This is a genomic window from Rhodospirillum sp. A1_3_36 (genome assembly GCF_047263945.1).
Classification (GTDB): domain Bacteria; phylum Pseudomonadota; class Alphaproteobacteria; order Rhodospirillales; family Rhodospirillaceae; genus Rhodospirillum.
The window spans coordinates 102,900-115,351 of the sequence record NZ_JBLAVB010000004.1 but is presented as its reverse complement, the minus strand read 5'-3'; the positions used below and the strand labels follow the sequence as shown (position 1 = coordinate 115,351).

Annotated in this window: 12 protein-coding genes; 9 read left to right on the top strand and 3 right to left on the bottom strand. The window is 64.6% G+C overall.

Annotated elements, in window-relative coordinates; genetic code table 11:
* Positions 1-119 precede the first annotated feature (119 nt).
* A complete protein-coding gene (locus ACLIRY_RS10995; protein ID WP_413205438.1) occupies positions 120-1,325 on the top strand; it encodes an NnrS family protein in 1,206 nt (401 codons plus the stop codon).
* 1 nt (position 1,326) lies between these two features.
* Positions 1,327-1,833, top strand: a complete 507-nt coding sequence (locus ACLIRY_RS10990) for a GNAT family N-acetyltransferase (RefSeq protein WP_413205437.1) — start codon at positions 1,327-1,329, stop codon at positions 1,831-1,833.
* Positions 1,834-2,102: 269 nt separating this feature from the next.
* Here the strand turns inward: ACLIRY_RS10990 and ACLIRY_RS10985 are convergent, their stop codons facing one another.
* Genes ACLIRY_RS10985 through ACLIRY_RS10975 form a run of 3 tightly spaced genes read right to left on the bottom strand, consistent with a single transcriptional unit; the run spans position 2,103 to position 3,330 of the window.
* On the bottom strand, positions 2,103-2,507 hold the full coding sequence (locus tag ACLIRY_RS10985; RefSeq protein WP_413205436.1) for a GFA family protein: 405 nt from the start codon (positions 2,505-2,507) through the stop codon (positions 2,103-2,105).
* Positions 2,508-2,548: 41 nt separating this feature from the next.
* Entirely contained in the window at positions 2,549-2,995 is a 447-nt protein-coding gene (locus ACLIRY_RS10980) for an iron-sulfur cluster assembly scaffold protein (RefSeq protein ID WP_413205435.1), read from the bottom strand.
* The gene (locus ACLIRY_RS10975; protein WP_413205434.1) at positions 2,992-3,330 is read right to left on the bottom strand and encodes an XdhC family protein; all 339 of its coding nucleotides are present in this window, start codon (positions 3,328-3,330) and stop codon (positions 2,992-2,994) included. The genes ACLIRY_RS10980 and ACLIRY_RS10975 overlap by 4 nt, the downstream gene beginning before the upstream one ends.
* Positions 3,331-3,695: 365 nt before the next feature.
* Between ACLIRY_RS10975 and ACLIRY_RS10970 the strand changes: the two genes are divergently transcribed.
* From ACLIRY_RS10970 to ACLIRY_RS10940, 7 genes are all read left to right on the top strand, one after another.
* Positions 3,696-4,184: a (2Fe-2S)-binding protein gene (locus ACLIRY_RS10970; RefSeq protein ID WP_413205433.1), complete on the top strand. Its 489-nt coding sequence runs from the start codon at positions 3,696-3,698 to the stop codon at positions 4,182-4,184.
* A 149-nt stretch (positions 4,185-4,333) separates the two neighbouring features.
* Positions 4,334-6,712 carry a xanthine dehydrogenase family protein molybdopterin-binding subunit gene (locus ACLIRY_RS10965; protein WP_413205432.1) on the top strand — a complete coding sequence of 793 codons (2,379 nt, stop codon included), beginning with the start codon at positions 4,334-4,336 and terminating at the stop codon, positions 6,710-6,712.
* Between the two features lie 25 nt (positions 6,713-6,737).
* Entirely contained in the window at positions 6,738-7,535 is a 798-nt protein-coding gene (locus ACLIRY_RS10960) for an FAD binding domain-containing protein (protein WP_413205431.1), read from the top strand.
* Between the two features lie 251 nt (positions 7,536-7,786).
* On the top strand, positions 7,787-8,722 hold the full coding sequence (locus tag ACLIRY_RS10955; RefSeq protein ID WP_413205430.1) for an AAA family ATPase: 936 nt from the start codon (positions 7,787-7,789) through the stop codon (positions 8,720-8,722).
* Positions 8,719-10,047, top strand: coding sequence for a vWA domain-containing protein (locus ACLIRY_RS10950; protein WP_413205429.1), 1,329 nt, complete (start codon positions 8,719-8,721; stop codon positions 10,045-10,047). The genes ACLIRY_RS10955 and ACLIRY_RS10950 overlap by 4 nt, the downstream gene beginning before the upstream one ends.
* Positions 10,048-10,782 carry an XdhC family protein gene (locus ACLIRY_RS10945; protein WP_413205428.1) on the top strand — a complete coding sequence of 245 codons (735 nt, stop codon included), beginning with the start codon at positions 10,048-10,050 and terminating at the stop codon, positions 10,780-10,782.
* Positions 10,779-12,428 (top strand): NTP transferase domain-containing protein, encoded by a 1,650-nt coding sequence (locus ACLIRY_RS10940; protein ID WP_413205427.1) that lies wholly within the window; start codon positions 10,779-10,781, stop codon positions 12,426-12,428. The genes ACLIRY_RS10945 and ACLIRY_RS10940 overlap by 4 nt, the downstream gene beginning before the upstream one ends.
* Positions 12,429-12,452 lie beyond the last annotated feature (24 nt).

The following is a 12,452-nucleotide window of genomic DNA, read 5'->3' as shown; positions in this document are numbered from 1 at the left end:
TGACCATGCCCCATTCCACCGACTGGACAAGAGCACTGGATCAGGCGTAGGACAGGGGGATCCCCCAATCATGCAAATTGGGCGCATCATTTGTGCCGCCCCATGACCGGAGTACCCCCATGGCCGACACATCGCTGTCTGACTCCGCCCCCATTGAGGCATGCTTGGCCCGCGTTCCCTTGCTTGACATGGGGCTGCGGCCCTTTTTCCTGGGAGCGGCCCTTTGGGCGATTCTGCCCATGCTGCTGTGGCTGCCCTATTGGATGGGGGTCATCGATCTGCCCACGGCCTTCGCCCCCTTGGACTGGCATGTCCATGAAATGCTGTTCGGCTATGCCAGCGCAGCATTGGCCGGGTTCCTGCTGACCGCCGTCCCCAGTTGGACCGGAGAGCCCCCCGTCCGAGGCGGCGCCCTGCTGGGGCTGGCCGCCGTCTGGTTGCTGGGCCGGATCACGGTCCTGACCTCCGAGATGCTCTCGCCCCTGGTCGCCGCCGTAATCGACGTGTCTTTCCCCCTGCTGCTCGCCCTGTGGACGGCCAAGGCCTGCCTTAGCGCAGGCAAGAAGAAGAACCTGGTGGTGGCCCTGCTGGTCCTACTGCTGGCCGTGGCCTCGGCCCTGCACCATGCCGCCCCTCTGGGGTTGGGGGATCTGTCGGAACAGGCGCGCGCCCTGGCCCTCGGGATCTTCGCCCTGATGATCGGGCTGGTCGGCGGCCGTGTGACGCCGAACTTCACCCGCAATTGGCTCAAAAGCCGGAACATGATCCCGCTTCCGCCCGAATTCGGCAGGGTGGACAAGGGCGCAATGGCCCTGCTGGCCGCCACGGTCGCCGCCTGGGTCCTGCTCCCATCGGACAACGCGGTGACCGGCCTGCTGGCTCTGGCTGCGGGTATTCTCCACCTGATCCGCCTCAGCCGTTGGCGGGGCCTCGCAACCCTGTCGGATCCGCTGATGGCAGTCCTCCATCTGGGGTACCTCTGGCTGCCCATCGGCCTGCTCCTACTCGGCGCGGCGCAACTGGGCTGGGTGCCTGCCGCCGCCGCCTCCCACGCCCTGGGAGGCGGCGCCTTCGCCATCATGATCCTGGGCGTCATGTCCCGGGCCACCCTGGGCCACACGGGGAGGCCCCTGAAGGTGGGCCTCGGAACGATGATCATGTATGCGCTGGCCCTCGCCTCGGTGATCTTGCGCGTGCTGGCTGCCCTCATTCCCGAACTGGGCATTCCTGTCTTGCATGGGGCCGCCGGTCTGTGGATTCTGGCGCATCTGTTCTTTCTCGCCATCTACGGCCCCATGCTCCTGAAACCGAGAGTGGACCTCTGACATGACCGCGACCGTCCGTCCCTATGACCTGGAACGGGACCGCGACGCCGTTCCGGCCCTGATCCTGACCATCCAGACCGGCGAGTTCGGTATTCCCATCACGCTGGCCGATCAACCGGATCTGCTCGACGTGCCCGGCACCTATTTCCAGGGCAAGGGCTGCTTCCTCGTCGCCGAGGCCCCCGGTGTGCAAGGCCCCTCGGGAGACCTTGCGGGCACCGTCGCCCTGATCGATTGCGGCGAAGGTCTGGCCGCGCTGCGAAAGATGTTCGTCGCCAAGGACCACCGGGGAAAAGCCAAAGGCGTTTCCCGGGCCCTTCTGGATGCGGCCATCGCCCACGCCCGGGAGAACGGGTTCTCGGAGATCCTGCTCGGCACCGTCGCCGTCCTGGAAGCCGCCCGCGCCTTCTATGCCCGCGAGGGGTTTACGCCCGTGGAGCCCGACCATCTGCCGCCCCACTTCCCGCGTATGGCCATCGATACGCATTTCTTTCGGTTAGTGCTGTAGGCACAGCTCTTTCGGTTGGTGCTGTAGGGACAGCTCTTTCGGTTGGTGCTGTAGGGACAGCGGCCCCTTGGGCTCTCGCCCAAACCCAGATCACGTTTATGAAATCAGGTCTGTCCGACCTGATTTCATAAACGTGATCTAAATCATATAGTTAGAGCGGAATGAGACGGAAAACCGCACACACTTTTCCTCATTCCGCTCTAGCCGGGGACGATGTCCCCGGGCCCCTCTTTTTTCTGGAAGGGGCGACCACTGGACCGGGCTTTGTCTTAACCGGGCATGCGGGGGCTGCCTTCCAACGACTCGTCGATGGGAGTCGAGGGAAGCTTGCTGTCGAGGAAGACGTTGCGTTCGGGTTTGATGGCCTCGGGCTGGTCAATCTGCCCGGCGCGGATGCCGATCATCCCAGGTCGGGCAGTATTCTGGCTCGCAATGGGGCTTCCGCATTTGGGGCAGAAGGATTTGGTCAAGGTCGTGCCCCGGTCCGAGGGGTGGGAAAAGGTCGCCCTGTCGCCGGTAATGCTGACGTCATCTTCCTTGAAGAACAGCAAGGTCGCGTAGGCCGCACCCGTAGAGTGACGGCAGTCGGTGCAATGGCAATTGGCCGAAAACACCGGGTCAGCGGTTGTGGAGATTGTCACGGCACCGCAGAGGCAATGACCGGAAATAGACATGGATGGACCCTTTTTGTCAGGAGAGGGGGCGGAAAAGGCGCTCAAACCTTTTTCAATGCCTTCTCGATGGCTTCGAAAGGCAGAAGAGCGCAGGAGTGGCGGCTTTTCGTCGGGGCAACCGGGGTGAACATGGCCAAATCCGCAAAGGGAGCCTCAGGCGGCGGCGCGCCCTCCTTCAGCAGCGCGCGCAAGGCCCCTGCGGCCTCTGCGATGGCTTCGGGGGCATGGCCGGGGGCCGCCTCGGCCAATGCGCCGGTGGCCGCCTGGACAAGCAGGCAGCCTCTGGCCTTGGCGTGGATCCGGGCCACTTTCCCTGTCTCGTCATAACTCAGATCGATGGTCACCTCGTCCCCGCAGAAGGGGTTGTCCCGGTGCACATGCAGGTCCGGGGCCTCGATGGGGAGATCCTCCGCCCGTTTCGCTGCGGCCATGATGGCGGCGTTGAACAGGGCATCCGCGCCTGCGGTGGCGTCGTTTTCTTCGGTCACGCCACTTTCTCCACGAACACCCGGACCTCGCCGCCGCAGGACAAACCCACCTCCCAGGCTTGCTCGCTGGACACCGAGAAGGAGAGCATCCGGGGGGCGCCGTCTTCCATAACCTCCAGGGCCTCGCGGATCACCGACCCCTCAATGCAACCACCGGAGACGGAGCCGACGAAGGCGCCATCTCCGTCAATGGCCAGGGCGCTGCCTGCCGGTCTGGGGGAACTGCCCCATGTGGAGACGACCGTGGCCAGGGCGACCGCGCGCCCCTCCTGCGCCCAGCCCTGGGCCTGGGTATGGGGGTCGGCATCGGAAAGCGGGGTGGTTTGGTCGGGCATGGCGTCGGGCTCCGAATAGGGCAATGGTTTCAAGATGGTTTCTTGGTTCAGCCAAGGCAAGGGCCAGGGCAAGGGCCAGGGCAAGGGTTAGGGCCGGGCCTTCGGTCGGGTCCTCGCGACGAGAGGGGCGAGATCGAAAAATGCCGCATTGCGTCATGAAAATACCCGAAAGCCACAGTGGACAAGTCGGTGCAAAATGCCCAATTCTGTGGTCTCCGGGTTGGGCCGGATACGAGGGAGAGGGAGGCGAGGAAGATCCGCCGCGCCAGACATCCTTCTGTTCCTGAGCTTGGCCTTGGTGAGTCGCCAAGGCTATTCAAAGAAGAGTTCAATCGCGAAACAGTCGCGCGCAGGGAGGTTTACGCATGCCCACGGTCTCCATGACTGTCAACGGTAAGCAGGTTTCGGGCGAGGTGGATGCCCGCATGCTGCTGGTCGAGTTCCTGAGAGAAAACCTGTTGCTCACCGGCACCCACGTGGGGTGTGACACCAGCCAATGCGGGGCCTGCGTGGTCCATGTGGATGGCCGGTCCGTGAAAAGCTGCACCATGCTGGCCGTGATGGCTGACGGGGCGTCCGTGACCACCATTGAGGGTATGGCCAGCGGCGAGACCATGCACCCCATGCAGGAAGCCTTCCGCGAACAGCACGGTCTGCAATGTGGCTTCTGCACCCCCGGCATGGTGATGAGCGCGGTCGATTTGGTCTCAACCAACCCCGACCCGAGCGAGGCGGAAATCCGCCAGTGGCTGGGCGGAAACATCTGTCGCTGCACCGGCTACCATAACATCGTGGAAGCGGTGAAGGACGGCGCGGCACGCATGCGTGCGGCGGGCAAGGCGGCGGCTGAATAAGAAAAAAAACACGTCGCCTTTTCTCGGTTTTCCGTACAGGTGGTTTCTATTCAGGCAGTGGGGGCAAGGCCCCCGTGTCGGCCATGAAAGTCCCCATCCACCTGGGAGTGGATGGCGCGGGCTGGCCGCACCCAAGGGAGTTACAGGTCATGAGTAACGTGACAGGCATTGGCGCTTCGGTGAAGCGCAAGGAAGACAAACGGTTCCTGATGGGCCGGGGCAATTACACGGATGATATCGGTCGCCCCGGCATGACTCACGGATATATTCTCCGGTCCACCCATGCCCATGCCAAGATCAATTCCATTGACACGACGGAGGCCGAGAAGGCTCCTGGGGTCGTTGCGATCTTCACCGGCAAGGACATGGCTGCGGACGGCGTAGGCTCCGTGCCGTGCGGCTGGCTGATCACCCAGATCGATGGGTCCCCCATGAACGAACCGGCCCATCCGCCTCTGGTGGTGGATCGGGTGCGCCACGTGGGTGATCAGGTCGCCCTGATCGTTGCGGAGACCCTGGGGCAAGCCAAGGACGCCGCCGAACTGATCGAGGTCGATTACGAAGAACTGCCCGCGACCGTGTCCGTGGCCTCCGCCGCGACCGGGCCGCTGGTCCATGACGAGGTTCCGGGCAACCTCTGCTACGACTGGGAGATTGGGGACGCTGCGGCGGTGGCCGAGGCCTTCTCCAAGGCCCACCACATCACCAAGATCGATGTGACCAACAACCGCTTGATCCCCAACGCCATGGAGCCCCGGGCCTGTATCGGTGAGTTCGACAAGGGCACGGGGGAATACACCCTTTACACCACCAGCCAGAACCCCCATGTGATCCGGCTGCTGATGGGGGCCTTTGTCCTCAATATCCCCGAGCACAAGTTGCGGGTGGTTGCCCCTGACGTGGGCGGCGGCTTTGGCTCCAAAATCTTCCACTATGCCGAAGAAGCCATTGTCACCTGGGCCGCACCCAAGGTGGGGCGTCCCATCAAATGGACGGCGGAACGCTCGGAAAGCTTCATGTCCGACGCCCATGGCCGCGACCATGTGAGCCATGCGGAACTGGCCATGGACAAGGACGGAACCTTCCTGGGCTTCAAGGTCGAGACCAAAGCCAATATGGGCGCCTACCTGTCGACCTTCGCCACCTCTGTGCCCACCTATCTTTACGCCACCTTGCTGGCGGGCGTGTACAAGACCCCGGCCATCCATTGCAATGTGAAGAGCTACTTTACCAACACAGTGCCGGTGGACGCCTACCGGGGCGCTGGACGGCCCGAGGCCACCTATCTGATTGAGCGCATTGTCGACAAGGCCGCCCGGGAAATGGGCATGGACCGGGTGGAGATCCGCCGGAAGAACTTCATCCCCACAGATGCCTTCCCCTATCAGACGCCGGTGGCTTTGCAATATGACAGCGGCAATTACTTCGCGACCCTGGACCGGGCCGAGGAAATGGCTGATGTGAAGGGCTTCCCTGCCCGCAAGGCCGAGGCGGCCAAGCGCGGCAAACTGCGGGGTCTGGGCTATTCCACCTATGTGGAAGCCTGCGGTATCGCCCCCTCTGCGGTGGTGGGCTCCCTCGGGGCCCGGGCCGGGCTGTTCGAAAGCGCCGTCGTGCGGGTCCATCCAACTGGTGGGGTAACCATCTTCACCGGCTCCCATAGCCACGGCCAGGGCCACGAGACCACCTTCGCCCAGCTCGTCTCCGACACCCTGGGGATCCCGCTTGAGAATGTGGAGATCAGCCACGGGGATACCAACAAGGTACCCTTCGGCATGGGAACCTACGGATCCCGCTCCCTGGCCGTCGGCGGCGAGGCCTTGATGAAGGCCATGAACAAGGTCGTTGAAAAGGCCCGCAAGATCGCCGCCCATGTGCTGGAAACGGCGGTCGAGGACGTGGACTTCAAGGACGGCGTCTTCACCGTGGCGGGCACGGATAAGGCCATGCCCTTTGCTCAGGTGGCGCTGACCGCCTATGTCCCCCACAACTTCCCCCATGACCAACTGGAGCCGGGGTTGGAGGAGCAGGCCTTCTACGACCCGATGAACTTCACCTATCCGGGCGGCTGCCACATCTGCGAAGTGGAAGTGGATCCGGACACTGGAGTCACCCAGGTTGTGGGCATGACGGCGGTGGACGACGTGGGCAATGTGGTCAATCCGATGATCGTCCATGGGCAGATCCATGGCGGCCTCGCCCAGGGTATCGGTCAGGCCCTGCTGGAGGAATGCATCTACGACGAGAGCGGCCAGATCGTCACAGGCAGCTATATGGACTATGCCATGCCCCGGGCCGATGCCTTCCCCAGCTTCAAGGTGGACAACTGCGTTACCGAATGCACCCACAACTCCCTCGGGGTGAAGGGCTGCGGTGAGGTGGGCGCCATCGGTAGCCCGCCTTCGGTGATCAATGCGGTGCTGGACGCCCTGCTGGATGTGGGCGTGACGGATATCTCCATGCCTGCCACCCCGGCCAAGGTCTGGGCTGCCATCCAGGCCGCCAAGCCTGCCCAGGCCGCCGAATAAGCGACGACGGAAAAGGACGAAACAGATGTATGCATTCGAGTATCACCGACCGGGTTCCGTCGCCGACGCCGGAGCCCTGCTGAAGGCCAATGAAGACGCCAAGATCATTGCTGGGGGCATGACCATGATCCCCACCCTGAAGCAGCGCCTGGCCATGCCGGGGGAACTGGTGGATCTGCGCGATTGTGCGGATCTGCAGGGGATCTCCGTCTCGGACGGGGTGGTGACCATCGGGGCCATGACCAAACACGACACCGTCGCCAACTCCGCTGAGGTCAAGGGCGTCCTTCCGGCCCTGGCTGGCCTCGCCGGAAGCATAGGCGACCCGGCTGTGCGCAACCGGGGCACCATTGGCGGCTCCATTGCCAATAACGATCCGGCAGCGGACTACCCATCGGCCTGTCTGGCCCTTGGGGCAACCATCGTTACCACCAATCGGGAAATCGCGGCGGAAGACTTCTTCACCGGCCTGTTCGAAACGGCCCTGGATGAAGGCGAGATCATCACCGCCGTGCGTTTCCCCGTACCGGAAAAGGCGGCCTACAAGAAGTTTGACCAGCCCGCCAGCCGCTATGCCCTGGTTGGCGTCTTCGTGGCCAAGACTGCGGCAGGCGTCCGGGTGGGGGTGACCGGTGCCGGTCAGGATGGAGTCTTCCGCCAGACGGACATGGAAGAGGCCCTTTCGGCTAATTTTGCGCCCGAGGCCATCGACGGTGTAACGGTCTCTCCGGACCGACTGAACGTGGACATCCACGGGGATGCTGCCTACCGGGCGAACCTGATCAAGGTCATGGCCAAGCGCGCGGTTGCCGACTGCGCCTGATCTGCGTGAACCGGGGCGCTTCCGAAAGGGGCGCCCCGGCTTTTCCGGGGTCTTCCAACGCTATCCCCATGTTCATCGTCATCCCCGCAAAAGCGCATAGGGGGTCACGTTTCTTTGTTTCCATCTGAGAATTTTTACGTCGTCATTCCCGTTTTCACGGGGATGACAAAAGTAAAAGGGACAAAACGGAAAATAGAAAAACGTGCATTCTTTAGCGTGAAAGGGACGTTCACACAAAGCTGGATCCCGCCATGACCTCTTGTCCCACATCCCCCCTCCCCACCTCCATCGACGAGACCCAGGCCCTGCTCGCCAAGGGGGGCTATGTCTCAGAGCGGTCTCTGTCCACGGCCCTGTTTCTGTCGCTTTCCATGGGCCGCCCCCTGTTCCTGGAAGGCGAGGCGGGCACGGGCAAGACGGAGATCGCCAAGGTTCTGTCGGCCACTCTGGGCCGGAGCCTCGTTCGCCTGCAATGCTACGAGGGGTTGGATCTCTCCCAGGCTGTCTATGAATGGAACTATGCCCGGCAGATGCTGGAAATCCGCATGACCGAGGCCACGGGGGGAGACAAGGCGGCGCTGGAGGCGGATCTGTTTTCCGAACGCTTCCTGATCAAGCGGCCGATCCTGCGCGCCCTGGAATCCCATGCGGAGGGGCCGCCGGTGCTGTTGATCGACGAACTCGACCGGGCCGATGAACCCTTCGAGGCGTTTCTGTTGGAGGTCCTCGCCGACCATCAGGTCAGCATTCCTGAATTGGGGGTGATCAAAGCCGAGCAGCCGCCCCTGGTGATTCTTACGTCGAACCGCACGCGGGAGATCCACGATGCGGTGAAACGCCGCTGCTTCTATCACTGGGTGGACTATCCCAGCGCCGAGCGGGAGTTGGAGATCCTCAAGGTCAAGGCCCCCAACGCGCCGGAGGCCCTGTCCCGGCAGATCGTGGCCTTCATCCAGAAAATCCGCGGGATGGACCTGTTCAAGCTGCCCGGTGTGGCCGAGACCATCGATTGGGCCCAGGCGCTCATGCAGTTGGACCGGCTGGCGCTTGATCCGCAGACCATCAACGATACGCTTGGCGCCCTGCTGAAGTACCAGGATGACATTGCCCGTCTGCGGGGCTCCGAGGCGGCTCGGGTTTTGGCTGAGGTCAAGGCCGATCTCGCCCAGGAAGACGCCCTGCGATGACACCCGCAGGGGACAGGGCGGCGGGACAGGCCGGGGCAGACAAGCCAACGGGTGACCTCTCCACCCGCGTTGGTGCGAATATTCTCGGGTCGGGCGAGGGCGGAGGGCGGCTGGCAGAAAACGTCATGCATTTCGCCCGGATCCTGCGCGAAGCCGGACTCCCCGTGGGGCCGGGTCGGGTATTGGAAGCTCTTGAGGCCCTGGACCGGGCCGGGATCATGAACCGGCGCGATTTCTATTGGGTCCTCCATTCCGTCTTCATCACCAAGCGCGACCAACGGGAGGTCTTCGATCAAGCCTTCCACATGTTCTGGCGCAATCCGGATATCCTCGAACGCATGATGGCCATGCTTCTGCCCACCATGCGGGGGGAGGAAGGACTGGCCCCGGATAATGGGCTGCTGCCCCGGGTGGCCGAGGCCCTGACCAAGGACCGCCCCCCTCCGCCGCCAGAGGAAGAGGACGAGACCCGGGACAGCGAAGAAGTGGAACTGGACGCGGCGCTGACCATGTCGCCGACGGAGGTGCTGTCCACCAAGGATTTCGAGCGGATGACCGGCGCCGAGTTCGAACAGGCCAAGCGGGTCGCCCGCACCCTGGTTCTGCCCGTCGACGAGATGCGCACCCGCCGCTTCCGTCCGGATCCCGCAGGCGACCGCCCTGACCCCCGGGCGACCCTGCGGGCCATGGCTCGGCGGGGGGGCGAGTTGGAGCGCCCCCGCTTCCGCCGCGCCCGCAAAATCCGACCGCCCCTGGTGGTGCTCTGCGACATTTCCGGCTCGATGGAGCGCTATGCCCGGATCCTGCTTCATTTCATCGTCGGGCTGTCCGAGGATCGGGATCGGATGCATGTCTTCCTGTTCGGCACGCGGTTGACCAATGTCACCCGACCGCTGCGCCACAAGGATCCGGACCTTGCGGTGGCCAATGTCTCCAAGGCGGCGGAGGATTGGTCTGGCGGCACCCGCATTGCCGCTTGCTTGCGCAGCTTCAACCGCGATTGGTCCCGGCGCGTTCTGGGGCAGGGGGCGGTGGTCCTGCTGATCACCGACGGCCTGGAACGGGATGACCCCGGCGAACTGGATGCGGAAGTGGCACGGCTCTCCCGCTCCTGCCGGTCATTGATGTGGCTCAATCCGCTTCTTAGATACGATGCCTATGCGCCGAAGGCCCGGGGCGCGCGTGCGCTGGTTCGCCATGTGCACGCCCATTGCCCGGTCCACAATCTGGCGAGTCTCGCCGACCTTGCCCGTGCGCTGGGAGAGGGAGAGGCCAGCCATCGCGCCGATATGGCCGCTTGGCGGCGGAAGGCGGAGGAAAGCTGAATGGATCGCCTGCTACTCGATGCCTTGAACGCCGCCCGGGCGGAAAAACGCCGGGTGGTTCTGGCCACGGCCCTTCCCGGGGGGGCTCAAGCCCTGTTGGTGGATGGCCTCCGGACCCAGGGCACCCTGGACACCGACGCCGCCCTTTTGGCTGCGGCGGAAGAGTCCCTGGTGTCGGATAAGGCCCGCACCTTGGCGACGGTGGAGGGGGAAATCTTCCTTCGCCCCTTCAATCCCCCCCTGCGGCTGATCATCGTCGGCGCGGTGCATATTGCCCAGTCCCTGGCGCCCATGGCGGCGCTCTGCGGTTATGCGGTCACCGTGACCGACCCCCGCCGGGCCTGGGCGACGGAAGCCCGCTTCCCCGCTGTCGATTTGGTCCGGGGCTGGCCCGAGGACCTGTTGAAGCGGGATCCACCTGATAGACGGACTGCCGTTGTCGTGCTGACCCATGATCCGAAGATCGATGACCCCGCCTTGGTGGAGGCCTTGCGTTCCGAGGCCTTTTATGTGGCCGCGCTCGGCAGCCGAAAAACCCACGCCGCCCGGGTGGAGCGCCTCTCCCCGGTTCTGGAGGCGGACCGGTTGGCGCGATTGGCCGCTCCGGCCGGTTTGGACATTGGGGCAATTTCTCCCGCCGAAATTGCCGTCTCGGTTATGGCCCAGATGACCCTGGCCCTGCGGGGATCCAAGGGGGGCACTGGTTCTGGGTCAAACACCGGAAACGGTTCGTGATTTTCGGCCCCACCCCGCTCGAAGAGGCCGAGGGCGCGATTCTCGCCCATGCCCAGGCGGTGATGGGCAAGCGGCTGCGCAAGGGGGCCGTCCTGACCGTTGCGGACATTGCCCTGCTTAGGGACCAGGGCTTGGAGGCGGTGGTGGCCGCGCGGCTGGAACCCGGCGATCTGCATGAGGACCGCGCGGCCCAGCGCATAGCCGCCGCCCTCCAAGGACCAGGGCTGGAAGCGGGGGAGCCCTTCACGGGCCGAGCCAACCTGTTCTCTGCCGTGGATGGGGTTCTCTCCCTGGATCGGGCGCGCCTGGAGCGGTTGAATGGGCTGCACGAGGGGCTGACGGTGGCCACCCTTCCGCCCTTCGCCCGACTGACCCCCAAACGCATGGTGGCAACGGTCAAGGTCATCCCCTTTGCCCTGCCCGAAGCTGTCGTGGCCGAGGCCGAAGCCTTGGCAGGGGCGGGGGAGGGGGAGGCTCCCCTGGTGGGTGCTGCCTTCCATCCCAAGCGGCTGGTTCTGGTGCAAACCCGCCTGTCCGATACGGCAGACAAAATGCTCGACAAGACCGTCCGGGTCACGGCGGACCGCATGGCATCCCTTGGCGGTGCCCTGGTGGGGGAGCACCGCTGCGCCCATGATGCCGCAGAGCTGGCAGGGGTCCTGTCCTCGGTTTTGGCGGAGGACCCTCCGGACATTCTGGCCGTTGCCGGGGCCTCGGCCATCGTCGACCGCGGCGATGTCATCCCCGAAGCCCTGCGCCTTGCGGGCGGTGTGGTCCAACACCTGGGGATGCCCGTGGATCCGGGCAATCTGTTGATGCTGGGGCGGGCCGGAGATACCGCCGTCCTGGGCCTGCCTGGCTGTGCGCGCTCCCCGGCCATGAACGGCTTTGATTGGGTGCTGGATCGCCTCTGTGCCAACCTGCCCGCCACCGGGCGGGAGATCATGGCCATGGGCGTGGGGGGCTTGCTCAAGGAAGTGGCCGAGCGCCCCCGTCCCCGGGTGGCCGAAGCCCATCCCGCGGTGCCGGGCGCCCCCCGGGTGGGCGTGGTGCTGCTCGCTGCCGGGCTGTCCAGCCGCATGGGCGGGGCGAACAAGCTGTTGCTCGACTGGCGGGAAAAACCCCTGGTGGCCCATGTGGCCGATGCCGCCCTGGCCTTTGGTCCGGTGGCGGCCATCGCCGTTGTCGGCCACCGGGGGCCAGAGGTCCGCGCCGCCCTGGAGGGCCGGGCCCTGACCTTCGTGGAGAACCCCAATCCGGCCCGGGGGTTGTCCTCCTCGCTGAAACTGGGGCTTTCGACATTGCCCGGGGGATTGGACGCTGTCGCGGTTTGTCTGGGGGATATGCCGGGGATTTCGCCGCGTATCCTCAAGCGTCTGGTCGCGGCCTTTGATCCGGGGGAGGGGCGCTCCATCTGCCTGCCCACCTTCGGCGGCGCGCGCGGCAATCCGGCCCTGTTCGACGCCCGCTTCATCCCGGAAATCCTGGAGGTCGAAGGCGATCGGGGCGCCCGGCCCGTCATCCAGGCCCACGGCGCCGAGGTGGTGGAAGTCCCCGTTGATGCCCTGGCGGAGGGCGCCGGGGTGCTGATGGACGTGGACACGCCCGAGGCTGCGGCGAAGCTACGGGGCCTTGACGGAGCATGACAGCAGATTTTGTTCCGGAACATT